The sequence below is a fragment of the Pareuzebyella sediminis genome (genome assembly GCF_008367235.1).
GTDB classification, from domain to species: domain Bacteria; phylum Bacteroidota; class Bacteroidia; order Flavobacteriales; family Flavobacteriaceae; genus Pareuzebyella; species Pareuzebyella sediminis.
In genome coordinates this window covers 116,545-141,845 of the sequence record NZ_VTZS01000005.1, presented here as the reverse complement: position 1 = coordinate 141,845, position 25,301 = coordinate 116,545, and the positions used below count along the sequence as shown (strand labels likewise).

Annotated in this window: 25 protein-coding genes and 1 riboswitch; of the genes, 2 read left to right on the top strand and 23 right to left on the bottom strand. The window is 42.4% G+C overall.

Annotated features, from left to right (window positions below):
* Nucleotides 1–10: 10 nt before the first annotated feature.
* A complete protein-coding gene (gene rsgA / locus F2B13_RS16765) occupies nt 11–964 on the bottom strand; it encodes a ribosome small subunit-dependent GTPase A (RefSeq protein WP_149277269.1) in 954 nt (317 codons plus the stop codon).
* Between the two features lie 165 nt (nt 965–1,129).
* On the opposite strand from rsgA, the gene F2B13_RS16760 reads away from it, so the two are divergent.
* On the top strand, nt 1,130–1,573 hold the full coding sequence (locus F2B13_RS16760; protein WP_149277268.1) for a hypothetical protein: 444 nt from the start codon (nt 1,130–1,132) through the stop codon (nt 1,571–1,573).
* Nucleotides 1,574–1,683: 110 nt separating this feature from the next.
* Here the strand turns inward: F2B13_RS16760 and F2B13_RS16755 are convergent, their stop codons facing one another.
* From F2B13_RS16755 to F2B13_RS16740, 4 genes are all read right to left on the bottom strand, one after another.
* A complete protein-coding gene (locus F2B13_RS16755; protein WP_149277267.1) occupies nt 1,684–2,766 on the bottom strand; it encodes a bifunctional 3-deoxy-7-phosphoheptulonate synthase/chorismate mutase type II in 1,083 nt (360 codons plus the stop codon).
* A 24-nt stretch (nt 2,767–2,790) separates the two neighbouring features.
* The gene (locus tag F2B13_RS16750; protein ID WP_149277266.1) at nt 2,791–3,651 is read right to left on the bottom strand and encodes a prephenate dehydrogenase; all 861 of its coding nucleotides are present in this window, start codon (nt 3,649–3,651) and stop codon (nt 2,791–2,793) included.
* Nucleotides 3,652–3,732: 81 nt separating this feature from the next.
* A complete protein-coding gene (locus F2B13_RS16745; RefSeq protein WP_149277265.1) occupies nt 3,733–4,878 on the bottom strand; it encodes a pyridoxal phosphate-dependent aminotransferase in 1,146 nt (381 codons plus the stop codon).
* Nucleotides 4,875–5,702, bottom strand: coding sequence for a prephenate dehydratase (locus F2B13_RS16740; RefSeq protein ID WP_149304702.1), 828 nt, complete (start codon nt 5,700–5,702; stop codon nt 4,875–4,877). The genes F2B13_RS16745 and F2B13_RS16740 overlap by 4 nt, the downstream gene beginning before the upstream one ends.
* A gap of 391 nt (nt 5,703–6,093) precedes the next feature.
* On the opposite strand from F2B13_RS16740, the gene gldA reads away from it, so the two are divergent.
* Nucleotides 6,094–6,993, top strand: coding sequence for a gliding motility-associated ABC transporter ATP-binding subunit GldA (gene gldA, locus F2B13_RS16735; protein ID WP_149277263.1), 900 nt, complete (start codon nt 6,094–6,096; stop codon nt 6,991–6,993).
* A gap of 30 nt (nt 6,994–7,023) precedes the next feature.
* Here gldA and F2B13_RS16730 read toward each other — a convergent pair whose 3' ends face one another.
* From F2B13_RS16730 to F2B13_RS16645, 18 genes are all read right to left on the bottom strand, one after another.
* A complete protein-coding gene (locus F2B13_RS16730) occupies nt 7,024–7,491 on the bottom strand; it encodes a hypothetical protein (RefSeq protein ID WP_149304701.1) in 468 nt (155 codons plus the stop codon).
* A gap of 298 nt (nt 7,492–7,789) precedes the next feature.
* Nucleotides 7,790–8,212, bottom strand: a complete 423-nt coding sequence (locus tag F2B13_RS16725; protein WP_198440154.1) for a serine hydrolase — start codon at nt 8,210–8,212, stop codon at nt 7,790–7,792.
* Entirely contained in the window at nt 8,158–8,340 is a 183-nt protein-coding gene (locus tag F2B13_RS20820) for a beta-lactamase family protein (RefSeq protein ID WP_149304699.1), read from the bottom strand. Before F2B13_RS20820 ends, F2B13_RS16725 begins: the two co-directional genes overlap by 55 nt.
* Before the next feature lie 5 nt (nt 8,341–8,345).
* Complete coding sequence (locus F2B13_RS16715; RefSeq protein WP_149304698.1) at nt 8,346–8,690, bottom strand: hypothetical protein; 345 nt, start codon at nt 8,688–8,690, stop codon at nt 8,346–8,348.
* Complete coding sequence (locus tag F2B13_RS16710) at nt 8,687–9,496, bottom strand: head GIN domain-containing protein (RefSeq protein WP_232625257.1); 810 nt, start codon at nt 9,494–9,496, stop codon at nt 8,687–8,689. Before F2B13_RS16710 ends, F2B13_RS16715 begins: the two co-directional genes overlap by 4 nt.
* A 31-nt stretch (nt 9,497–9,527) precedes the next feature.
* The gene (locus F2B13_RS16705) at nt 9,528–10,622 is read right to left on the bottom strand and encodes an acyloxyacyl hydrolase (protein WP_149304697.1); all 1,095 of its coding nucleotides are present in this window, start codon (nt 10,620–10,622) and stop codon (nt 9,528–9,530) included.
* 96 nt (nt 10,623–10,718) lie between these two features.
* A complete protein-coding gene (gene metF / locus F2B13_RS16700) occupies nt 10,719–11,672 on the bottom strand; it encodes a methylenetetrahydrofolate reductase [NAD(P)H] (RefSeq protein WP_149304696.1) in 954 nt (317 codons plus the stop codon).
* Between the two features lie 207 nt (nt 11,673–11,879).
* Nucleotides 11,880–14,594, bottom strand: coding sequence for a methionine synthase (metH, locus tag F2B13_RS16695; RefSeq protein WP_149304695.1), 2,715 nt, complete (start codon nt 14,592–14,594; stop codon nt 11,880–11,882).
* Nucleotides 14,595–14,607: 13 nt separating this feature from the next.
* Nucleotides 14,608–15,609, bottom strand: coding sequence for a homocysteine S-methyltransferase family protein (locus F2B13_RS16690; protein ID WP_149304694.1), 1,002 nt, complete (start codon nt 15,607–15,609; stop codon nt 14,608–14,610).
* Between the two features lie 136 nt (nt 15,610–15,745).
* Nucleotides 15,746–15,852: riboswitch (SAM riboswitch) on the bottom strand.
* Nucleotides 15,853–16,022: 170 nt separating this feature from the next.
* Complete coding sequence (locus F2B13_RS16685) at nt 16,023–17,084, bottom strand: NAD(P)/FAD-dependent oxidoreductase (RefSeq protein ID WP_149277255.1); 1,062 nt, start codon at nt 17,082–17,084, stop codon at nt 16,023–16,025.
* Nucleotides 17,081–17,923, bottom strand: a complete 843-nt coding sequence (gene cobA, locus F2B13_RS16680) for a uroporphyrinogen-III C-methyltransferase (protein ID WP_149304693.1) — start codon at nt 17,921–17,923, stop codon at nt 17,081–17,083. Before cobA ends, F2B13_RS16685 begins: the two co-directional genes overlap by 4 nt.
* A 3-nt stretch (nt 17,924–17,926) precedes the next feature.
* Entirely contained in the window at nt 17,927–20,017 is a 2,091-nt protein-coding gene (locus F2B13_RS16675) for a HEPN domain-containing protein (RefSeq protein WP_149304692.1), read from the bottom strand.
* A 131-nt stretch (nt 20,018–20,148) separates the two neighbouring features.
* The gene (locus tag F2B13_RS16670; protein WP_149277252.1) at nt 20,149–21,396 is read right to left on the bottom strand and encodes a sulfate adenylyltransferase subunit 1; all 1,248 of its coding nucleotides are present in this window, start codon (nt 21,394–21,396) and stop codon (nt 20,149–20,151) included.
* Between the two features lie 88 nt (nt 21,397–21,484).
* Nucleotides 21,485–22,405 (bottom strand): sulfate adenylyltransferase subunit CysD, encoded by a 921-nt coding sequence (gene cysD, locus F2B13_RS16665; RefSeq protein ID WP_149277486.1) that lies wholly within the window; start codon nt 22,403–22,405, stop codon nt 21,485–21,487.
* A 56-nt stretch (nt 22,406–22,461) separates the two neighbouring features.
* A complete protein-coding gene (locus F2B13_RS16660) occupies nt 22,462–23,085 on the bottom strand; it encodes a phosphoadenosine phosphosulfate reductase domain-containing protein (protein WP_149304691.1) in 624 nt (207 codons plus the stop codon).
* Nucleotides 23,086–23,093: 8 nt separating this feature from the next.
* Nucleotides 23,094–23,357, bottom strand: a complete 264-nt coding sequence (locus tag F2B13_RS16655; RefSeq protein WP_149304690.1) for a DUF2061 domain-containing protein — start codon at nt 23,355–23,357, stop codon at nt 23,094–23,096.
* A 216-nt stretch (nt 23,358–23,573) separates the two neighbouring features.
* Nucleotides 23,574–23,987: an RrF2 family transcriptional regulator gene (locus F2B13_RS16650; RefSeq protein WP_149277249.1), complete on the bottom strand. Its 414-nt coding sequence runs from the start codon at nt 23,985–23,987 to the stop codon at nt 23,574–23,576.
* Between the two features lie 72 nt (nt 23,988–24,059).
* On the bottom strand, nt 24,060–25,235 hold the full coding sequence (locus F2B13_RS16645; protein ID WP_149277248.1) for a trans-sulfuration enzyme family protein: 1,176 nt from the start codon (nt 25,233–25,235) through the stop codon (nt 24,060–24,062).
* Nucleotides 25,236–25,301 lie beyond the last annotated feature (66 nt).

Below are 25,301 nucleotides of genomic sequence, written 5' to 3'. Positions count from 1 at the left end.
CGTAAAAAGCTTATCGTTTACTATCATGGGTATCGATCCTATAATTCTCTTCTTCGCCGGTTACCATCTGCACATAACTGCGATACCTACTCCATGCCACCTCGTCGTTTTCCAAAGCTTCTTTAACCGCGCACAAAGGTTCATCTAAATGAAGGCAATTGTTAAACTTACATTGACCCTTAAGCGCAAAAAATTCTGGAAAATAATCCCCTATTTCCTCCTTTTCCATATCTACGATACCAAAACCTTTTATACCTGGTGTATCTATAATACGAGCACCAAAAGACAAATCGTACATCTCGGCAAAAGTAGTAGTATGCTGACCTTGCAGGTGTTGTTCAGAAATTTCTGCGGTTCGTAATGCCATGGTAGGCTCAAGGGTATTGATCAAGGTTGATTTACCGGCACCGGAATGTCCGGCGAAGAGATTGGTTTTGTGCTGCATGGCTTCCTTGACCTGATCTACATTCTTACCTGTCTTTGCCGAAAGACCTATACACTCGTATCCCACCTTTCTATATAACGAAGCTAGGTACTTCACTTCCACCATCTCCTCGTCACCGTAGGTATCGATTTTATTGAAAAGTAGAACCGCAGGTATCCCATAGGCCTCCGCTGTAGCCAAAAAGCGGTCAATGAAAATAGTATAGGTCATGGGGTTGTTGAGGGTCACTAACAAAAAGGCCTGATCGAGGTTTGCAGCAATGATATGCGTTTGCTTCGAAAGGTTAACAGATTTTCTAATGATATAGTTTTTACGATCTTCTATTGAGTAGATGGTGCCGACGATATCGTCTCCCAACTCATCAATATCAAAGTCAACCCGGTCGCCCACAGCGATCGGATTGGTACTTTTTATACCTTTAATCCTGAACTTTCCCTTGATACGACACTCGTAAAACTTACCATCTTCAGCTTTTACGGTATACCAACTTCCTGTTGATTTGTATACGGTTCCCTTCATGTATTGCGTTTGTTTTACAAAGAAAAGCAATACTTTCATATAATAGTTAGATCTTGGGTCTAGAACATGATGAAATAACCAAACCGAAACAATTTACAGCAACAATAATGAGAAGGATCCCTTTTGTGAAATCAATCCTATTTAATTAACCCTTAAAAGATCAATATGAAAAAAATCCTGTTTATCACCAGTATTCTTTTAGTAGTAAGCACAGAAGTCAATGCCCAACAATTCAAGGTCATTACAAGCGTAGAATCGATTGTTCCTAATGGAATAGGGCGCTCACGCATTATCGATGGCCAAGAGGACAAAGATTTTGAAACCTATACCACCGAACAGACCGAAGAAGACAATACGCGCAATAAATCGAAGCGTAGCGATATACGAGTAAAAGATTTCGAGGAAACCAAACTCTTGAATTTTTATAATATTGGAGGGATACGTTTTCAGAACATCGCCGCTAACGACGCGGTTATTTCCTCAAAATTAACGGCCATGGTAGCCGATGGGTGGGAGTTGGCTTTTGTGACCAGTGCAGTAGAGTCAGACGCCGGAAAAGATGACGGACAAGGCATCTTTATTACCCGATATATTTTCAAGAAAGACTGAAAAGAATATAAAAAAGCAATCTGTTAAGTCCATAAAGACCTTAACAGATTGCTAGCGACTCATATTAATTTATTTCAACAGTAGTATACTAATCGTAAAAGACCGGTTTATCAAGCGTTGATGATTTTCTCTTGATGATTGATAGACTCTTGGTGAATGGCCTTAAACATCTTCAATATAAATTCTTCGCTCAGTCCTTTTGATTCCCCTTCAAGAATCATCGCACCTAAAATTTGGTTCCAACGATTGCTCTGAAGTACCGCAACATTACGTTTTCTTTTCAGTACTCCAATACTATCTGAAATTTTCATTCGCTTACCCAAAGTGTCGATCAGTTGATTATCGATCACATCGATCTGTGCCCGTAAGTTACTAAGCTTCCGGTTGAACTCTGCTTCCGGTGAGCTTTCCTTACGAACGTGCAAATCGCGCATGATCTGAATCAAGGTATCAGGCGTAACTTGCTGTGCCGCATCACTCCATGCATTATCTGGGTCGCTGTGTGTTTCGATCATAAGACCGTCAAAGTTGAGGTCTAAAGCAGTCTGCGATACATCGAAAATCATATCACGCTTCCCCGTAATGTGCGAAGGGTCGTTGATAATCGGCAAATCAGGAAATCTGGTCTGCAAATCGATGGCCAACTGCCATTCTGGAATGTTCCGGTACTTTGTTTTCTCATAGGTAGAGAAGCCCCTATGTATGACACCCAGCTTTTTTATGTTCGCCGTATGCAATCGCTCAACGGCACCTAGCCATAACGACAAGTCGGGATTTACCGGATTCTTGATTAGAACTACCTTATCGGTACCTTCCAAAGCATCGGCAATTTCCTGAACGATAAAAGGACTTACGGTCGAACGGGCACCGATCCAAAGTAAGTCGATATCATGCTCCAAGGCCAATTCCACATGGGCTCGATTCGCTACTTCGGTCGCTGTTTTCATTCCAGTTTCCGACTTTACCTTTTGTAACCATTTAAGTCCGAGAGCACCTACACCCTCAAAATTTCCTGGCCGTGTGCGTGGTTTCCATATCCCGGCCCGGTAATAGTTTACATCGGTATCTTTTAAACTGTTGGCAATACCCAAAACCTGTTCTTCTGTCTCGGCACTGCAAGGTCCGGCAATTACTAGTGGATGGTCCAATCCCAAATCATCTAACCAAGCCCTCATTTGTTTATTATTCTCCATTGTATTCTGATTTCGCTTTTTACTCTATTTATTATTTAATGGTATTCCGTTTAATATTTCCTTTATTTTATTCGTCGCGTTCATTTCGTTGTAGATACCTTTAAAGTCATCCTTTTCAAGTAATTGCTTGAACTCTAGCAAATTCTGGATATACTCTTCCAAGGTCTCCACGACATTATCTTTGTTTTGCTCAAAAATAGGGGTCCACATCGCAGGTGAACTCTTTGCCAACCGCACCGTACTTTCGAAACCACTACCGGCCATGTCAAAAATATCACGTTCGTTCTTCTCTTTCTCAATAACAGTCTTTCCCAACATAAAAGAGCTGATATGTGATAAATGCGACACGTAGGCGATATGCTTATCGTGGGCCTCGGGGTTCATATATCGAATACGCATTCCTATTTGCTGAAATAGCTCTAGTGCCATTTCCTGTAGTTTAAAGGCTGTTTTTTCAACCTCGCAAATGATATTGGTCTTGCCTTCGTACAGATGTTCGATAGCCGCAGAGGGACCTGAAAATTCAGTTCCTGCAATCGGATGGGCCGCTAAAAAATTACGCCGTTTGGGATGTGCTTCAAGGGTCTTGCATATGAGGCTTTTGGTGGAGCCACCATCAAACACCAGGCATTCATCGTTCACGGCATTCAATATTTGGGGAAGTTCCCTGATCATAACATCGACAGGAATTGCGACCATTACCACATCGGCAATTCGCAGCTCGTCATAATTTGATTTGACGTCAATGATTCCTAGATCGACAGCCTCCTCCAAATGCCTTACATTCGTATCGATTCCGTATATTTTCGCATCGGGGCGTATGCGTTTGATATCCTTCGCAAACGAACCCCCAATTAAACCAATACCAATTATAAATACATTCATAACTCTTAACTGCCACACTTATAAAGTGTGATTTATAATCTATCTCCCCATAAAAATTAGCAACAGGCGTTCGACATACCACTAGAATCTATCGATGGCCTCTTGAATCTTATCTTCGGGCACACACAATGAAAAACGAATATACCCCTCGCCGTTGCTTCCAAATATAGTTCCGGGTGTTATAAAAATATTCTTTTCGTACAACACCTCGTCAATAAACGTTTCGGCTGCCTTACTGCCTTTGGGTAATTTGGCCCAAACGAACATTCCCACCGCATCCTTGTCATAACTACAGTTCAGTTTATCCGCCAACCTGAATACCAACTCCCTCCTTCGATCGTACACTTCGTTCAATGTATCGAACCATTCTTGGCTACTGGCCAAGGCACATATGGCTCCTTTTTGAATACCATAGAACATTCCCGAATCCATATTGCTCTTTACTTTCAATATCGCTTCGATATGTTCGGAACTGCCCAATACCATACCTACTCGCCAACCGGCCATGTTAAAGGTTTTGCTCAAAGAATTTAACTCCAAGGCAACTTCTTTAGACCCTTCGATTTCCAAAATACTTAAAGGGTCGCCGTTCAGTACGAAACTATAAGGATTATCATTCACCAATAGAATATCGTTCTTGGCAGCAAATTCAACCAACCGTTTAAATTTTTGCCTACTGGCGGTGGCCCCCGTTGGCATATGGGGATAGCTGGTCCACATAACCTTAACCTTAGACAGGTCTTCTTCCTCCAAAGCATCAAGATCGGGAAACCAATCGCTTTCCCCTTTCAAGCTATAATACTTAGGCTTGGCGCCGACCAAGCGGGTTACCGATGTATAGGTCGGGTATCCTGGATTAGGGATCAAAACACCATCGCCCTCGTTCAAAAAGGCCATGCTGATCATCATGATACCTTCTTTTGAACCCATGAGCGGCAAAACTTCGTTCGATGGATTTATGTTCACCTTAAACTTGCTACGATAAAAATCGCTGAATGCCTGACGTAGCTCTGGGAGGCCTTGATAACTCTGGTATTGATGGGCACCTGTCTCGTTCACCGCCTCCTGAATGCTTGCTATTATTTCTTTGGAAGGCGCTAAATCAGGACTGCCGATACCCATATTGATAATGGGTCGCCCTTCAGCCACCAAACTTCGTACTTCCCGCAGCTTTTTTGAAAAATAATATTCTTCAACAGTATGTAAACGATCTGCTGTACGTATCATATTCTCGCATTTTTGTATTCTCCCAAAATCTTAAAATCCTCCGCCATTATATGTAGGAGACTTTTCGCCTTATCGAAATGCTCGTACTCCTCAAAGGTTACATCAACAAAAAAGGCATATTTCCATGGGGTTTCGATGATCGGCAGGGACTGAATTTTGGTCAGGTTTAGATAACAATCGCTCATTACATTAAGTACCGCTGCCAGACTTCCTCGTTTATGGCTCGTTACGAATCGTAAAGAAGCCTTATTTATTTCATTTTTGGGAAGTTCTTTATTTTTGGTCTTTACGATGATGAAGCGGGTCGCATTGTTCTTGATGGTCTGGATTTCACGCGCGAGAATGTTCAAATCGTATAAATCAGCAGCAACCTCAGGCGCTATAGCCCCGATAGTGCTCCAACCATGTTCATGAATACTTTTAGCTGTTTCGGCCGTATCTACATCTTCCACCAATTTGATATGCGGATAGTCCCTAAAAAAATCTTTACATTGTAACAAGGCCATGGGATGTGACCTTACCTCTTCAATATCTTTGATTTCACAACCGTTTAATACCATGAGATTATGATGAATATTCAGGTAATGCTCGCCAATAATATGCAAGTTGTTATGATAAACCAATGCATAATTTGGAATAATAGAGCCTGCAATACTATTCTCTATGGCCATCACTCCCTTGTCGGCAGTTCCGTCAAGCAATCGATCGACCAAATTATCAAAAGACATGCACTCTACCAGATCGATATCATCACCGAAATATTCTTTCGCCACTTGATGATGATTCGAGCCTTTAATTCCCTGAATGGCTATTTTTAGTTTCATAATGGATGTTTACTACAGCCTCCGACTTGATATTTTACGACCTTGTGCCCATACCGTTATCAGAAAAATCGACAAAAAAAAGTCCCGCTTTTTAACGGGACTTTCATTTTATATCTTGTATCAATATACTATAACAGCCCCGTTCTTCCCTTAAAAAAGAAGTAGAAGAAAAAACCGTTATAAAAATATTGTCCTGACATTGTACACTTAAACTTTGGCTAAAGTAACAATTAATTTTAAAAATCTTATTGTTCAATACACTTTTTATGATTTTAATTGTTTTTTCCGTATTTGGGTTAAACATTCTTTGAAATTTATTGTATTCAGTGCGAATATCAAACCCATTGTGGTACGTGTATATTTCCTACTTTTGGAAAAAATTTTTGGAATTATGTCCATTAGTGTTAAGAACATCACCAAAAAATTCGGTAGCCAAAAAGCACTGGACCAGATCTCTTTCGAACTTAAAAAAGGGGAGATCGTAGGTTTTCTAGGTCCCAATGGAGCGGGTAAATCTACCATGATGAAAATCTTGACCACTTATTACAAGGCGGACGAGGGGCAGGCAACCGTTAACACCTTCGATGTCGTTAAACAACCGAAAAGCGTTCAGCGATGTATCGGTTACCTTCCGGAACATAACCCCCTATATCTTGACATGTACGTTAGGGAATACCTGACCTTTAATGCCGAAGTTTATAGAATAAATAAAAAGCGGATCGATCAAGTAATCGAACAGACAGGACTTTCACCCGAAGTACATAAAAAAATCGGACAACTCTCAAAGGGTTACCGGCAGCGCGTGGGCCTTGCCGCGGCCATGCTTCACGACCCTGCCGTATTGATTTTAGACGAGCCAACGACTGGACTTGATCCCAACCAACTTTTAGAAATTCGAAAGTTGATCAAGGAAATCGGAAGGGAAAAAACCATTTTGTGGTCGACTCATATCATGAAAGAAGTGGAAGCGGTGTGTGACCGTGTCTTGATTATCAATCAGGGAAAATTGGTAGCCGACAAAAAGCTTTCCGAGCTTCGAGACGAAAACGAACAAATCATAGAGGTAGAGTTTGATTATCGTGTGGAAGAAGCTTTCCTCAACCGATTACCACACGCGACCCAGGTCAAGAATCTTGGGGGATTCGTTTATGAAATCATCTTTGACACTTCAAAAGACATGCGTTCGGCGGTCTTCGATTTTGCACATGACAATAGCTTAAAAACCCTTCAATTAAGTAGAAAGAACAAAAATCTTGAAAGTCTTTTTACCGATTTGACGGGTAGTAAATGATTCAAGTACAACTGGTGGCCTATGACCTTATTAAAATTTCAAGGCCAACCCTACACCGTTTTCATTGCTTGTAGGCACTAAATTGAAAGAAGTGCCCTTTGATACGCTTTCGTTATAATTCAGTATAGCCTCTTTTTTGTTTTTTAAGGCCGAATGGTAGAAAATTGATCCAATTACTCCTGTCGCTGCGAAAGCTATTACAGGGCCAGTAACCGGTTTATCGTCGTTTTCATTAACCAAAAACCATATAGCGGAACCAAAATTTGCTGTCCCAGCTATTAGGCCTCCAAGCATTTGTTTTTTAGATTTTTGCCATTCCATCTGAGCCACTTGGCTTTCCGACATTATTTTATCGATTTCCTTCCATGTAAGTTTATCTTTGTCTTGATAAAATTCATGGCCCCACATCCCTGGAAACGAGGTTATTTCTTGGGCATTCATAAACGTACCCACCGCGCAGAAAAGTAGAAGTAATGTAACTTTATTGAATATTTTCATGACATCTTTATTTATTTTTGTTTAAAGTTAAATAATTTTAATTAAACAATTTAAAGTGTGGCGCATAACGACTATTTTTATATGCTAAAGAGCACATCGACTACGTATTCGAAAGACTTGATAAAAATAAGTCCTATAATATTTCAAGTTCATCTTCTATTTTCGGATCGGTACAGTTCACCAAAATCGCAAACACCATTTTCTGATCGGGGTATACAAAAAAGTTAGAGAACCCTTGGCCACTTGAGAGGTAAAAATTGTGAGGTCAATGGTGCATCGAACATACCCTGCAAATGAGCTAAACCCAACTTGGCCACATCCTCACTGGTAGAAAAATAACCGCCGCCGGCAAGCTTATTATTAGTATCGACATGGATTGCCTGCCGGAAACCCTTCTGTCTTTAAAGTAGAAGCCGCAACCACCCTCCTCCCCTAATTCATCACAATAAACTCCATAACTTTTAGGATCAAAGGTCCTATGCATACCCAACGGTTCCAACACCTTTATTTTCACGTACTCTTTAAAAGACGATCCCAACACTTCTTCCATCGCCAGGGAAATAAATACCCAATCAAAACTGGAATAAAAATAAGCGGTACCCGGTTTAAAAAGTAAATCATCATCCTTAAAAATCTCAATACTTTCCTTGATGGAATACGGTTTATTCAGTCCGTATTCAAAACCTCGATATCCCCTGATACCAGCTGTATGGCTCGCCAATTGACGAATAGTAAAGTCCCACCGTTTTTTGGGGTAATAGGCACATATTCGTAAAAAGAAGCATCGAGGTCTATCTGCTTATCATTGGTCATTCGTGCTAGGGCGGTAGCAGCAATAGGCTTGGACACGCTTGCTACTCGAAATACTGATTTCTGGGGGTCGACCGGGTTTTAAAATCGAGGTTAGCAAAGCCATATCTTCGTTGAAATAGGGTTTGCCCATCTTGCAGAACGGTAATAGAAATTCCTGGCACAAGCAGCTCATCAACCATACGGTGTAAAATACGATCTATTTCTGCTTGGGCGTTCAACCCCACATGCCCTTTTAACGAGCGTCTATCAACGAAAAAATCCTTAAGCATATGCGCATCGGAATCATTCGATATAGTGCACTGTAAATGAGAATATATTTTAAGTATGTATGAGTTCAGATAACAAGTATCCCAAAAATCACCATTTTTACCAAGCTTGTGAATCACCTGAAAATCAATCTTCCCTTATACAATTCTTCCACGTCAATCTGATCGGGCCGATTCAAGGAAATCACGTCCCCGGTTCCACGAATAGTGCCGTTAAGGGAAAATTGGGGGTTTATGAACATGTCGTTGCTACCTCTATGATTAAGGCTAATATTTTCTGAGATAAGATTATCGGCCTCGATACGGGAGTCCCCCGCCGCAATACTCAGATTGAGATTTTCCGTAGTTCCTTTAATTTTGAAATAGGCGATACCGTTCACCACGACACTCAAATTTTGGCAATCTATATTCAAATCAAACTCCCCATCGGTAGTTTCCGACTCATTATCAATATAGCTTTCCGAAAGCAAGGTCAAAGTCGGATAGGCCAATACACCGTCACTCTGAACCGACCAACCTGTGCTACTCCTAATCTCATCAATATTGGGAGAAGTTACATAGATGGTGGTCAACCCGTATTCTCTAAAAAAATTGCAGTCGTTTGTATCTCGAAGGAGCAATCTATTCCCCTCTACCACGGCGGAAACCTCATCACGAAGATATTCCCCGGTCTGTACTTCGACCTTTTGTATATTTCCTTGCTTTAGCACAAGGGAGACATTTTCGAAAACGGTGATTTTAGTAAAATCGGGCAGCAACACTTCTTCGCGAATTAAATCCCCGGAATCCTGCAGGCAGTCTGGCGCATTTTCCATAGCACAGCCCAGCAAAAAAAGGGTGGTTACAAAACCACATATTTTAGCAATACCGATGCGTTTCCAAAGGTTCGGAAGCTTCAAATTCAATATCCAAATTCTCAAATTCAAAGGTTGTTTCTTTTTTTATAAATCTAAAAGGTTATAACCTAACCCCAATGCCGAATTCCACTGCTTCTGCAGCGGCACCATGTGACTTTAGGCTCACAACCCCAAAAAAATTGTCGCCGAAATAGCGCTTCAGGCCAAATCGATTGTATACTTTCCCTTCAAAATCATAAGGGTAGTAGATGTAGTAGCCCAACTGCGTTTCGATAGAAAGCTTATTGATAAAAAGCTCATGCCCTATAAAAATCCCTGCACGTTTATAATCCGTATCGGCCGAAATACCATTTTCTGGAAAAGCGATGGACTGAAAACGGATCAGCTCTTTTAAAAAATTGCTCAAAAACACATCACCTCCAACTTGAATTGCACTCTTACGCCCCACTCTTTTATCGATATATCCCGAAAAGATATAGAATGGATATTGCCCATGCCCTATATTATCACTTTCATTAACCCCAGATCGAAATACCAAATTGTACTTTAAGGGCTCTCGAATCTTTTCCTTTTCCCTTATAATATATTCCTTTTCAACTCCATCTAGGGTATAGACGAGTCCGGCATTGAATGCCAAGGTATTGGTCGAGGTGTTCGGCGCCTTTACATTGGCATTTGAATAGTGAACTATAGAAATCCCAGCCTTAAAACCCATACCCCTGTATATGTCTTCCTTATAATAATTGAACATCATATAGGTCGAGCTCAATATACGCGAACCATAGGCATTGTTACGAAAATTGGTCTCACGATGGTATGGTTTGGTGGCGTAGGCAATACCTTGGCCCACCCGGAATTGCAAATTACGTTTGAAAAAGTAAAAATTGAAATGGGCATATAGACCATGGGTTTCCCCCAAGGTCGGGTTGTTGGTATTTTGATAGATGTAAGAAGCGCCCAAATCGGGATAATTGTACCACTGCTGCCAATCTTCGCGACCAAAAGTCTTTCTATTATACCCCAAGATAACGCCATGGGGATGTTTTGTAATCAAATGGGAAATATCTGGATTGTGCAATATAATCGAGCCGTAAAAAACATTAGCGTCAAAGGTATAGCCGTTCTTCCGATCACTTTCTTGAGAAAAGCATTGGAAATGCAGAACTATCAATAACAGAAATACCTTACGGTTCATGGGCGGCAAAGGTAAAATTATTGTGTATTAAAAGGGAACTGATCAAGAAAGGTTTCTTCAAAATTTTAGACTATCAGGGGTTGAACCTGTATACTTTTAGAATACATTCTCCGCTATTGCCTTGATATTATCCGACTTCCCCATGGAGTAATAATGCAGAACGGGAACTCCCTGCGCCTTTAACTCCTTTGACTGTTGAATAGCCCATTCCACACCTACCTGCCGTACCTCTTTATTGTTCGAACAAACGTCTACTGCATCGATCAGGTCCTGTGGAAGATCGATTCTGAACACTTGGGGCAATAACTGTAGGTGACGCTTGACCGCTATAGGTTTTATGCCTGGTATGATCGGTACCGTAATACCATTTTCCCTTGCAGCCTTTACAAATTCAAAAAACTTGTCATTATCAAAGAACATCTGGGTGACCACATAATCGGCCCCGGCATCGACTTTTTCTTTTAAGCGTTTTAAATCGGACTGCAATGAAGGAGCTTCCAAATGTTTTTCGGGATACCCAGCCACACCAATACAAAAATCCGAACAGTCGTCGGTCTCGATGGTCTCATGAAGATACTTACCCTCGCTTAAATTTCGAATCTGCTGAACGAGGCCCCTGGCATAGTTATGTCCGCCCTCGGTAGGTCTGAAATATTTTTCCTCCTTCATGGCGTCTCCCCTAAGTGCCATAACATTGTCGATACCCAAATAATGACAATCAACAAGTACATATTCAGTTTCTTCCTTGGTAAAACCACCACAAAGTAGGTGGGGTACGGTATCGACGCCATATTTATGTTGAATCGATGAGCAGATACCGACCGTTCCCGGTCGCATACGCGTGATTTTCTTATCGTAAAGCCCTCCTTTATCAATATAAACATACTCTTCGCGCGATGTAGTAACATCGATGAAGGGCGGCTTGAATTCCATCAAGGGGTCAATATTGTCATAAAGCTCTTGAATGCTCCGTCCCTTGACAGGAGGTATAATTTCAAATGAGAACAAGGTTTCGCCCTTGGCCCTGTCTATATGTTCCGTAATTTTCATATTTGGTATACTTGATCTTCTTGCTTTATCCCAATTTTCCTTTTTGCGTTCCCACTATGAGGTGGTCGGGCTATTCGCTCTATTTTTTCATCTGCCAAAACACTTTGCTCACCTCCAGATGGCAGATCAGAAAAAGATGCCGCTGCTATCCCTAACGCCGACCAACATGCTATACTAAATCTTTCCCCGAGCTATTACCCGTATCTTTTAATCATCGACCATATTGGGCGCCAACCATTTGGCCGCCTCTTCATATGGAATCCCTTTGCGTTGGGCAAAATCCGCTACTTGATCTTTTTTTATCTTACCCAGACCGAAATATCGGGCCTCCCGATTGGCAAAATAATACCCGGATACGGAAGAAGCGGGCCACATGGCCAAACTATCGGTCAGTTTTACACCAATACGCGCTTCAACACCCAACATTTCCCATATCGTCAATTTCTCTAGATGGTCGGGACAGGCCGGATAGCCCGGTGCCGGGCGAATTCCTTGATATTTTTCATCGATCAATTCATCGTTGTCCAATCGTTCATGGGCCCCATACCCCCAATGTACAGTTCGTATTTCCTTATGGAGATATTCCGCAAATGCTTCTGCCAAACGGTCGGAGAGCGCCTTCACCATAATCGAATTATAATCATCGAGGTCTTTTCGGTATTGTCCGGCAAGCTCGTCGGTACCGAAACCCGTAGTTACACAAAAACAGCCAATATAGTCTTGTCTTCCCGTTCCCTTTGGTGCAATAAAATCGGCAAGGGCATAGTCCGCAACACCCTCCTTTCGCTGCAATTGTTGCCTAAGGGTTCGAAACGTATACTTTTTCGCCTCTTGTGTTTTCGAACCTTCATCGGGCACCAAAACCTCAATATCGTCGTCATTCACCGTATGGGCAGGAAACAAGCCGAAAATTGCCTTACCCTTCAACTTCTTCTCCCTAATAATCTCCTTCAGCATTTTCTGTGCCTCGTTAAAAAGTTCCGTTGCCTGTTCACCGACTACTTCATCTTTCAAGATGTCAGGATATTTACCATGAAGTTCCCAGCTTCTAAAAAAGGGAGTCCAATCGATAAAATCGATCAGCTTTTCCAAATCCATATTCTCAATGACTTGAATACCCAATTGGTTGGGCTTTACGATTTCCGAGGACTGCCAGTCGATCTGAAATTTATTCTCTCTTGCCGCCTCAATGGTCTTATAGATCTTATGCTGCGAGCGATTATTAAATTTTTCCCTAAAAAGGTCATAGTCTTTCTTGATGGCCTGTTTATAAGCTTCAGAGGTCTCCTTTTGTAGCAAATCGCCTACTACCGTGACCGCCCTCGATGCATCGTTAACATGTACCACTGCATTTTTGTACTGGGGATCGATCTTAACGGCCGTATGTGCCTTACTGGTAGTGGCCCCTCCGATCAATAGTGGTATTTTAAAATTTCTGCGTTCCATCTCCTTGGCCAAATGCACCATTTCGTCCAAAGATGGGGTAATTAGTCCGCTCAGTCCAATGGCGTCTACTTGTTCATCGATGGCAGTCTGAAGTATTTTTTCGGGCGGTACCATCACCCCCAAATCTACTATCTCATAATTATTGCACGCCAAAACCACACTGACAATATTTTTACCGATATCATGAACATCCCCTTTTACCGTAGCCATCAATATCTTACCGGCATTTTCCGAATCTCCTTCTTGCGGATTAGCCAATTTTTCTTCCTCAATATAAGGAAGTAAATAGGCCACTGCCTTTTTCATCACGCGTGCGGACTTCACTACCTGGGGCAAAAACATTTTACCACTTCCGAAGAGATCACCGACCACATTCATACCGATCATAAGGTGTCCTTCTATGATTTCAATGGGTCGCTTTGCCGCTTTGCGCGCCTCTTCTACATCTTCCACTATAAATTGATCGATTCCCTTGACCAAAGCCCTGGTAATTCTTTCTTGTAAGGGATCTTCACGCCACGAAAGGTCTACTTTGCTTTCACGTGCCTTTCCAACAACGGATTCGGCAAAATCAAGAAGCCGCTCGGTGGCATCATCGCGTCGGTTCAAAATAACATCCTCGACCTTCTCGAGTAACTCTTTTGGAATATCGTCATAGACCTCTAACATAGTCGGGTTGACGATACCGATGTTCATACCGGCCTTGATGGCATGGTATAGAAAAACCGAGTGCATCGCCTCCCTGACCGGGTTGTTCCCCCGAAAAGAAAAAGACACGTTGCTCACCCCTCCGCTCACACTACAGTACGCAAGGTTTTCACGTACCCACTTGGTAGCTTCGATAAAATCTAGGGCATTACGCTTGTGCTCTTCCATTCCGGTTGCGACCGGAAAAATATTCAGGTCGAAAATAATGTCTTCCGCGGGAAAACCGACCTTATCTACCAAAATATCGTAAGATCGTTTAGCAATTTCGATGCGCCGCTCGTAATTATCGGCTTGACCATCCTCATCAAAGGCCATTACAATCACTGCAGCCCCATATCGCTTTATTAATTTGGCCTGATGAACAAAGGTTTCTTCTCCTTCCTTTAGGCTGATCGAATTCACCACACATTTACCCTGAACCACTTGAAGCCCTGCTTCAATAATCTCCCATTTTGAGCTATCGATCATAATCGGTACGCGGGCTATATCAGGCTCGGCCACGATTAAATTCAAAAACTTGACCATGGCCTCTTTGCCTTCGATCAAGCCATCATCCATATTGATATCAATAATTTGAGCCCCTCCTTCAACTTGGTCACGCGCAATGTCTAGGGCTTCTTCGAACTTTCCTTCTTTAATCAGCCTTAGAAACTTCTTCGAACCGGCTACATTGGTCCTTTCCCCGACATTTACAAAATTGCTTTCTGGGGTTATTACCAAAGGTTCAAGACCACTTAACTTAAGGTATTTTGGCTGCTTTTTTTCCATAGTGGCTTCCTTTCTAAGCAGGTACAACTAGTTTTCGAGGTTCATAATTCTTAACCAGCGTAGATAAGGCCTTGATGTGCTCTGGGGTCGTTCCGCAGCAGCCCCCAACGATATTGACCAATCCTTTTTCCAGATATTCCTTGATTTGTTCTGCCATTTCTTCAGGGGTTTCGTCGTACTCGCCGAACGCGTTGGGCAAACCGGCATTAGGATGGGCCGATATAGGAAGATCCGACTTTTTGGCCAATACTTCTAAATGCGGGGTCAATTGGTCGGCACCCAATGCGCAATTAAAACCAACGGAAAGAAGTGGAATGTGGGCAATTGAAATTAAAAAAGCCTCGGCCGTTTGTCCGGACAAGGTTCTACCCGAGGCATCGGTTATCGTACCACTGACCATTACGGGCACCTTTATATTTCTTTCTTCCTTGACTTCCTCTATGGCAAACAAAGCTGCCTTAGCATTGAGCGTGTCGAAAACAGTCTCCACTAAAAGCATATCTACGCCGCCATCTAAAAGTGCTTCAGCTTGCTGTTTATAAGCTATACGTAGCGCATCAAAAGAAATTGCCCTAAAGCCGGGGTCGTTCACATCGGGTGACATGCTCGCCGTTTTATTTGTCGGACCTATACTACCCGCCACGAACCTAGGTTTATCAGGTTCTTTTTCCGTAAATTCATCGGCGACCTTTTTGGCAATTCGGGCAGCTTCATAATTTAGTTCATAAACTACTCCCTCCAAGTGATAATCGGCCATTGCAATAGTCGTACTAGAAAACGTATTGGTTTCGACAATATCGGCACCGGCCTCGAAATACTTCCGATGTACATCGGCTATGGCTTTTGGCTGTGTTAGTGACAATAAATCATTGTTTCCCTGAAGTGGGTGTTCCCAATCTTTGAAACGCTGCCCCCTAAAGTCTGCCTCTGTGAAGTTATAGCGTTGTAACATCGTCCCCATGGCACCATCAAGCACGAGGATGCGCTTTTGAAGTATGTCGTTTATATTTTTCATTTTATGATCTAGTAAACACTGATTCTACCTTTTTCTCTGCGAAATCCCTCTTTCGACATTTTCTACGAGGCTAGATTTCTATTTCTCTAAAAGTCGGGTATCAAGCAAGGGAAAGAAAAGACAGGTTGTCTCGCTTGTGTTATCTGTCCCTTTCATTTCGGGATAGAATGTAGCACCTTCTTTATAAGAAAAGGGTTGCTAAGGTTTCAACGGTTCTAGTCCCTCCACCTTTCTTGATAACTCTATGATATTTACATTTTAATGAACGGGGGTGCAAAGTAACGCCACATATCCATGAAAACCAAGTAAAGCAGCGGGTTTTTCTATCACAACAAACGCACCTTACGTTCATAAAAAGACCTTCCACCCGGTGTGGGACGGAAGGTCTTTATACGTTAAAACCCTAAGTGGTTTTAAGCTATACTCTGCACGACCTCTTTTTTTGCCTCCTTTTTGCTACCGTCGAAACCTTCAACCCCACCTACGGTCGTATACTTCATTACGAATCGCTTTCCTGGATTGATATGTTGATAGGCAAATTGGCACATAATGGCTGCCTCGTGAAACCCGGAAAGAATCAGTTTTAGTTTGCCTTCGTAGGTATTGACATCCCCGATGGCATAGACTCCCGGTATATTGGTCTGGTAATCTTTTGCATTATTTACTTTAATGGCGTTGCGCTCTATTTCAAGTCCCCAATTGCCCAAAGGCCCTAGTTTTGGTGATAGACCGAAGAGTGGAATGAAATGATCCGTTTCTACATATGTCTCTCCCTTTTCGGTATCGTTGTGTTTGACCACCACAGCTTCTAGATGTTCATCGCCATAGAGTTTTTTGACTTCCGCCTCGGTAAACAATTTGATTTTTCCCAATTTGGCAAGTTCAGAGGCCTTCTCGACAGAATCTAATGCCCCCCGAAACTCGTTTCTTCGATGGACCAGTGAAACCTCTGATGCCACGTCTGCCAAAAATATGGCCCAATCCAGCGCGGAATCACCACCTCCTGAAATAACCACCTTTTTGTTTCTGTATATTTCGGGATCTTTGACCATATAGGCAACACCCTTATCTTCAAAATCGGTGATGTTAGCGATAGGTGGCTTTCGAGGTTCAAACGAACCAAGACCACCGGCGATGACTACAACCGGTGCATTATGCTTTGTGCCTTTATTGGTGGTTACGACAAATGTACCGTCCTCTAATTTATCAAGAGTCTCGGCTCGTTCCCCCAAGGTAAAACCAGGATCAAAAGGCTTGATTTGCTCCATAAGATTATCTACTAACTGACCTGCCAGAATTTCCGGGAAGGCCGGGATATCATAAATGGGCTTTTTGGGATAAATTTCGGAACACTGCCCTCCCGGCTGCGCCAACGCATCTATTAAATGACACTTCAATTTTAGAAGCCCTGCCTCAAATACGGTAAAAAGCCCTGTGGGACCTGCCCCAATAATTAATAAATCTGTTTTTATCATAATATTTGACTTAGCTCTTGTTCTTGATTCTTGATAATCTCACTAATATTTTGTCGATGCCGAACAACTTCCCCAATAATAATAATCGCAGGGTTTGCCAATGTTTTTCGCTGCACTTCCTTTTCAATAGAGGTTATTGTAGCCACAGCTATTCTTTCATTGGCACATGTTCCGTTTTGAATAATGGCTATAGGTATGTTAGGTTTACCCTCTTTTTTATAAATCGCTACGATTTCCGATAGTTTTGACATTCCCATAAGTATCACCACGGTAGCGTTGCTCTTGGCGGCAAGCACTACATCTTCAGAGAGTTTGTGCGCTTTAGTAGTGCCGGTAATTACCCAGAAACTTTCAGAGCCCCCTCTTTTGGTCACAGGTATCTGTTGCATAGCCGGTACGGAAAGGCTAGATGATACTCCGGGTACTATGGCCACTTCGAGACCATGGTTAGCGGCATATTCCATTTCTTCCGCCCCTCGGCCAAAGACAAAAGGATCTCCGCCTTTAAGGCGTACTACGTGACCCTTTGATTTTGCACGGCTCACAATCAAATCATTGATTTGTTCCTGTCGATAGGAATAGCACCCTTTGCGCTTACCCACGAAAATTTTCTCAGCCTTGGGCGCATACGCTAAAAGCGCTTCGTTAACCAAAGCATCGTAAAGAACCACATCTGCGGTCTGCAAAGCCTTTATGGCCTTAAAGGTAATCAACTCAGGATCTCCAGGACCCGCACCAACAACGGTTAATAGTCCTCGATTCGATTGTTGAAATAACAACAAATCAGTTTTATCATTTTCAGCGTAGTTTTCGATATAAGTGCTTTCTTTCCTATTCATAAGTTACACCTCCGCTAGTTCCAATTTTCTAAAAGTCTCCACCTTTGCAAGAAAATCCTTGGCGTCTTCCATATACTTTTTGGCAAACTCCTGGGTCGGCTCGTTTTTGTTCAATTGCAATGCAAGCGTTTCGAAACCGACTCCCAGATCAATTTTACCTGAAGCCACAAATTTCTCATCAAAATCTTTGATGATGCCGGAATGCGTATTCACTTTGGTCTTTTCCGCGGTCAACAAAGCCTTGGCCGAATTCACCATTGAGGTATACGAATAATAAATACTGGCGGCCCATTTCCCAGCTTCAAAATTTTCCTCTGCATTTTGGATTTTCTCCTCACTTTCAAAAAGTAAAGTGGCTATTAGGTCGATAACGACACCAGCACATTCGCCTATCCCAATCTCTTTTTTATATCGGTCGGTATTTCCCCAGTCGATAAAATCTTCGGCAGTCAAATTGGTCACATCAGACAAAGGGGTCAAGAAGTCATAAAAATACATTTGACCCTTTTCGGCATAATAATCAGGATAAGGGACGCCGTTACCATTGGCCTCATAGTCATTTAAAATTAGGCGTAACGCTTCGGGACCTCTCTTACTCGGAATCTTCACCACCTTGTCGGCAAAGCGACCATTTCCGTTTCCGTCGTTGCCACCACCCAAAAGTACCTGAAGTGCAGGAGCCACCAATTTATCCTTCGTACGAACGCTCATCCCTTGAAATCCGATATTGGCCATATTGTGTTGACCACAGGCATTCATACACCCACTGATTTTGATTACCACATCGGGATTGCTTATATATTGTGGATATTCAGCTTTAATCACACGTTCCAGCTCTTCGGCAATACCCGTGCTACTGGCTATTCCCAAATTACAGGTATCCGTGCCTGGGCAGGCCGTAATGTCAAGCGCCCTATTGTAACCGGCCTCGGCGAACCCTAATTTCTTCAATTCGGTATAGAAAAAAGGTATTGCTCCTTCTTTTACAAAAGGAATTAAAATATTTTGACGTAACGATAGTCGTATCTCCCCGGCCGCATATTTCTCCACCAAATCGGCCAACAGGCGCGCCTTATCGGTATAAAAATCGCCCAATAGTACTTTTATTCCTATGGCCGTAAATCCTTCCTGTTTTTGAGGTACAAGGTTCGTAGACTTCCAAGCTTCGAAAGCGGCCATATCATCGACCTCAACTTGAGGAAAGTCAGTATCCGCGACTTTAATTTTCGGATAGGCATCCGCATCAATAGGATAAGATTCTTGGGGAACCGCCTTTTGTTCTTCGGCCAAAAGTTCTTTGAATCCGTCGAGGCCTATATCTTTAATCAAAAACTTCATTCGTGCCTTGGCCCTACTCTTACGCTCGCCGTATCGGTCAAAAACACGGATAACCCCATCCATTAAAGGAATGATTCTATCAGAGGGCAAGAACTCGAAAAGAACATCGGCGTGCCGCGGCTGCGAACCTAATCCGCCCCCGAGCATGACTTTAAAGCCTCTAACACCCTGCTCTATTTTAGCTATAAAGCCTAAATCGTGCATGTAAGAAAGGCCGGTATCGGCATCACTGGCCGAAAAAGATACCTTAAACTTTCTTCCCATCTCTTGGCTGATAGGGTTTCTTAAGAAATATTCGAAAAGGGCGTGTGCGTAAGGCGACACATCAAAGGGCTCGTCTACATCGATACCAGCAGTTTCACTAGCCGTTACATTTCTAACCGTGTTACCACATGCCTCCCGTAGTGTAATATCGTCCTTATCCAATTCGGCCCATAATTGTGGAGTTCGATTCAAATCCACATAATGAATCTGGATATCCTGTCTGGTGGTAATATGAAGACGTCCTGTTGAATACTCGTCGGAGACTTCACAAATACGGTGTAGTTGTTTGGAGGTTACCTTACCATAGGGCAGTTTAATTCGAATCATCTGTACACCTTGCTGCCGCTGGCCATAGACTCCCCTAGCCAAACGAAGGCTACGAAATTTCTCCTCGTCTAACTTTCCCTCGTGAAACTGACGAATCTTTCTTTCCAGTTCTATAATATCCTTCTCTACTATGGGATTCTCTATTTCTGTTCTGAAACTCTGCATGCTAACTTCTTTTCAAAATCTTGGCATTCCCAAGATCGTTCATATTCCTTTTTGCCTATAGATTTTATAGGTTAACTTGATGATCAACTTTAGAAACCTACATCGCGGTTGATTGCTTTATTTGTGCTTATCTATGCAATAAATCCGGCCCCTACCGTGTTGTTCGACTGCGTATCGATTAAAATAAACGAACCGTTGGTACGATGATTCTTGAATTTATCATAGAAAATAGGCTTGTTCAATTTAAAAGTGACTTGGGCAATGTCGTTCATGGCCAAACCGTCTACATTTTCTTCGATTCCTGAATAATCGGGATGAATTTTATGATTAATGGTATTGACCTTTGCCAAAACTTTGTTTACCCCGTGCTGTACCACATATTTTTTACCAGGTACCAACTTATCGGTATCCATCCATGAAATCGTAGCCGTAAACTGCTTATCGATGGTCGGCAAATCTCCAGCCTTCACCAACATATCGCCTCTACTTAAATTAATCTCGTCTTCTAGGGTAATCGTTACCGATGACCTTCTCGAAGCTGTCCTATATTTTTTATCGTGAAAATAGATTTCCTTGATTTTGGAACGGGTCTGGGATGGCAAGGCCACCACCTCGTCACCTACACTCAACTCACCCCCGTACACCTTACCTGCAAAACCTCTAAAATCGTGATGGTCGTCAGTTTTAGGTCGAATGACATATTGTACTGGAAACCTTGGCGTACCTACGTTGGAAACGGCGGCAAGATCTAAGCCCTCTAAATGTTCTAACAAGGTTTCTCCTTGATACCATGGCGTATTCTCGGAACGGTGCACAACATTATCACCTCTCAAGGCACTAACAGGAACAAACGTAATTTTCTGATCTTCATAGTCACGTTTGGCCATCAACTGTTCGAAATCGGCCTTTATCTCATTGTATCTTTCTTCTGAAAAATCGACAAGATCCATCTTGTTTATCGCCACCACTATTTCCTTTACCCGTAAAAGGTTGTTGATAAAAAAGTGACGATGGGTCTGCTCAATAACCCCTTTGCGGGCATCGATTAATATTATCGCGGCTTGAGAGGTAGATGCGCCCGTTACCATGTTTCGTGTATATTCGACATGGCCAGGGGTGTCAGCAATGATATAGCTCTTTTTATCCGTTGAAAAATAAATATGTGCCACATCGATAGTGATACCCTGCTCACGCTCTGCAACAAGACCATCCGTTGCCAAAGAAAAGTCTAGGTAGTCATATCCTCGTTTCTTACTTGTATTTTCTATGGCCTCGAGCTTATCACTGGTCAGCGATTTTGTATCGTAGAGAATTCGACCAATAAGGGTGCTTTTTCCGTCGTCTACACTTCCAGCCGTTGCTATTTTCAGTACTTCCATATCTTTTTAGTATTCAATGAGCGGTCACATGGCGCATTCATCTATTTCACAGACCATCTGCGGCAACCGAAATCTTCAATCTTTTTTTTTAAAAATAACCTTGTTGTTTGCGCTTTTCCATGGCGGCTTCGGAACGTTTATCATCGATTCGTGCACCCCTTTCAGAAATCGTAGAGTCCTTGATTTCCTGTACCACAGCGTTGATATCGGTGGCGTTCGAAAAAACGGCCGCCGTACAGCTCATGTCGCCTACGGTTCTAAACCGCACCATACGCTCCAACACCTCTTCATCGTCTTCCTGATACACATATTCGGAATGCGACCAAATCAAGCCATCACGAAGAAAGACCTTTCTTTTGTGTGCAAAATAAATAGACGGTATTTCAATACCTTCTTCTTTTATGTAGGACCACACGTCTAACTCCGTCCAATTCGAAATCGGGAAAACCCGCACGTTCTGACCTAATTCTATTTGACCGTTCAACATATCGAACAACTCCGGACGTTGATTTTTTTCGTCCCATTGCCCGAAATCATCACGAACCGAAAAAATACGTTCTTTTGCCCTCGCCTTTTCCTCATCGCGTCTCGCCCCGCCAATGCAGGCGTCGAACTTAAACTCTTCTATAGCATCCAATAAAGTGGTCGTTTGCAAAGAGTTTCTACTGGAATAACGGCCGGATTCCTCCTTTACTTTACCTTGATCGATCGAATCTTGAACCTTTCTTACTATCAACTCCAACCCCAGTTCTTCCACCAACCTATCACGAAACTCGATGGTTTCCGGAAAATTATGGCCCGTATCGATATGCATCAATGGAAAAGGAATTTTCGCAGGCCAAAAGGCCTTTTGCGCCAAACGCACCAAGGTTATTGAATCTTTCCCTCCGGAGAACAAAAGCACGGGACGTTCAAATTGTGAAGCTACCTCCCTTAAAATGTAGATGGCCTCGTTTTCCAAAGCATTGACATGGGAAGTACTGGTCAGTTGTCTTTCTTCAAGCTCCATATTCTTAGTTTCAATTTCTGTATCAAACATATCACTGTAACGGTTAGTTTTATTTTTTAGGTATGCAATCCGCACTCGCGATTCTCCAATACTTTGGTCGGATCGAAATATTTGTGCTCGTTGGGTAAATCATTGTCTTTTAAGTATGCATCCAATGCCGTATCGCTCCAATAATAGAAAGGACTCACTTTAAGGACCCCATCTTTACTCAAACTCAAAATATCGAGGGAGTCGCGAAGCGCCGTTTGGCCCTTTCTCAGGTTGGTGAACCAGATGTCGGGTCGATGCGCTTCCATAGCCCTCCGAAAAGGTTCGAGCTTCACTTGCTCCGTAAACTCCTTGTGCCTTGGATCATCAATTTGAGGAATTCCCATAACCACATCGCGATGTGCACTGGTTTGTTTGGGCACATACAAATCGATGTTCAGGTTTAGCCGCTGGATAAGCTCCTCTGCATGCCGGTAAGTATTGGGCGTATTATACCCCGTATCGCACCAAACCACGGGAATATCACCTTTCACTGTGGAGACCGCACTTAAAATGGCGACTTCATAGGGACGAAAATTGGTGGTGACGATGGGATTAACCGCCTGCTCAATAGCCCATGAAATGATATCAACGGGCGAAAGGTCTTTGAATTTCTTATTAAGTTCTAGAATCTCTTGTTCTTTAAAAGCCATAACACTATTTATTTTCCCCAATTAATCTTATTCCATATACGCTCATGAAAAAAGTAAAGGAACATTTTGGTTACAAAATCAATGGAAGCTATGGAAGCTGCTATAGCCACTTCTCCGGTTAGGACATAACTGATCAACAAGGTATCAAGTGTTCCTATGACCCTCCAGCTGACCGCCTTGGCGATACTTCGAATGGGCCTTTCCGATTTTTTATCCGTATCGAATTTACTCTTCGGTGTTTTCTTACCTAAAATCAATTGGTCGATAATCATGGTTTCTATTGCGTCAAATGTACCTTAATATTTCAAGAGTTACCCTCTACCCTCTTTACCCTATCAATATAATAGAGTAAACAAAAATAATATATTTTTTCAGTATGAGCCAAAATAAAACCAAAAAATTAGGTTTATCCTATAGATTTAATAGATTATTGGTGATCGGTGGAGGATTTTGAAGATTTCACACCGTGGTCAAGGACGGTTTTTCCGTTAACCTGTAATAAGGTCTGCCAAAGTATTGTTGCGATAAACCTCAAGATTGGCATCCCGTACTTTCAGCATCAATTTGTTGACGGAACAGGTGTTTTCATCGGGACAGTCATCACACTTCTCGTAAAAATTCAAGCTTACACAGGGTACCATGGCAATGGGTCCTTCTAAAATGCGCATCACATCGGTCATTAAAACCGCTTTGGGGTCCTTGATCAGATAATAACCGCCCCCCTTACCCTTCTTAGATCCCAAAAAACCCGTTTTTCGAAGGGATAGAAGAATACTTTCAAGAAACTTCTGGGAAATATTTTCATGCTTAGCAATCTCGGATATTTGCACGGGTTTGTTATCCTTTTGCGATGCCAGATAGGTTAAGGCCTTTAGACCATATTTTGTTTTTTTGGAGAGCATACCACTAAGATAGGGAAATTAGAAAATAGGGCTTTGGAAACTCTGGAAAAACTATGCCTTTGGTTCTAAAAACTACGCTAAGGCCTGTGTGATATCGGCGATAATATCATCGATGTGTTCGAGTCCGACCGAAACCCTCACCATACCATCCGTAATTCCCGTTTCGGCGCGCTCATCAACGGAAAGTTTACTATGCGTCGTTGAGGCAGGATGCGTTATAATGCTCCTTGAGTCGCCCAAATTGGCCGAAAGCGATAAGAGCTTTATAGCATCAAAGAACTTTTGCCCCGCTCGTATGCCTCCCTTGACCTCGAAGGCAACCACACAGCCCCCGGCTTTCATCTGTTTTTTGGCCACAGCATATTTTGGATGTGATTTTAAAAAAGGATACCTGACCCAGTTCACCTTTTCATGGGTTTCAAGGAATTTCGCCAATGTAAGGGCATTTTCGCAGTGTCGATCTACGCGTACAGCCAAAGTCTCCAAGCTCTTAGAAAGCACCCATGCATTAAAGGGAGAGAGTGCAGGGCCCGTAATTCTTGAAAAACGATACACTTTATCCATAAGCGCTTTGCTGCCGACGGTAATACCCGCCAATACGCGGCCTTGACCGTCCATGAGCTTAGTACCTGAATGGATAACCAAATCCGCCCCATATTTGATAGGTTGCTGTAGATAGGGAGAGGCAAAACAATTATCGATTACCAAAATCAAGTTGTGTTTTTTGGCTATTTGACCCAAAAAATCCAAGTCTAAAATATCTACGCCCGGATTCGTCGGAGTCTCTGCATAAATCACTTTGGTATGGGGCAGAATCAGCTTTTCTATAGAGGCTATTTCATCTACTTTAAAATACGTGTGATCTATATTCCATTTCGGAAAAAAATTGGTAAACAGCGAATGTGTAGAACCGAAAATGCTTCGTGCGGAAAGTATATGATCACCGCTATTCAGAAGGGCGGCCAAAGTTGAAAATACGGCAGCCATACCCGAAGCGAAAGCAAACCCGGCTTCCGCTCCTTCCATCTGACATACTTTTTCAATAAACTCCGAAGAATTCGGGTTCGAATATCTTGAATATACATTACGTTCCTTTTCTTCCGCAAAAGAGGCCCGCATATCTTCGGCATCATCGAAAACAAAACTCGAAGTAAGGTACAGGGGTACAGAATGTTCCAAATTTTTTGAACGTTCAAGCTGCGTTCGTATCGCATTTGTTTCGAATCTATTTTTATTCCGCTCCGTCATTTTTATCTATGTCCTTTTTATCTATGTCCTTTTTCTTTTTTATTAAATCATTGCATGTAGTCATGC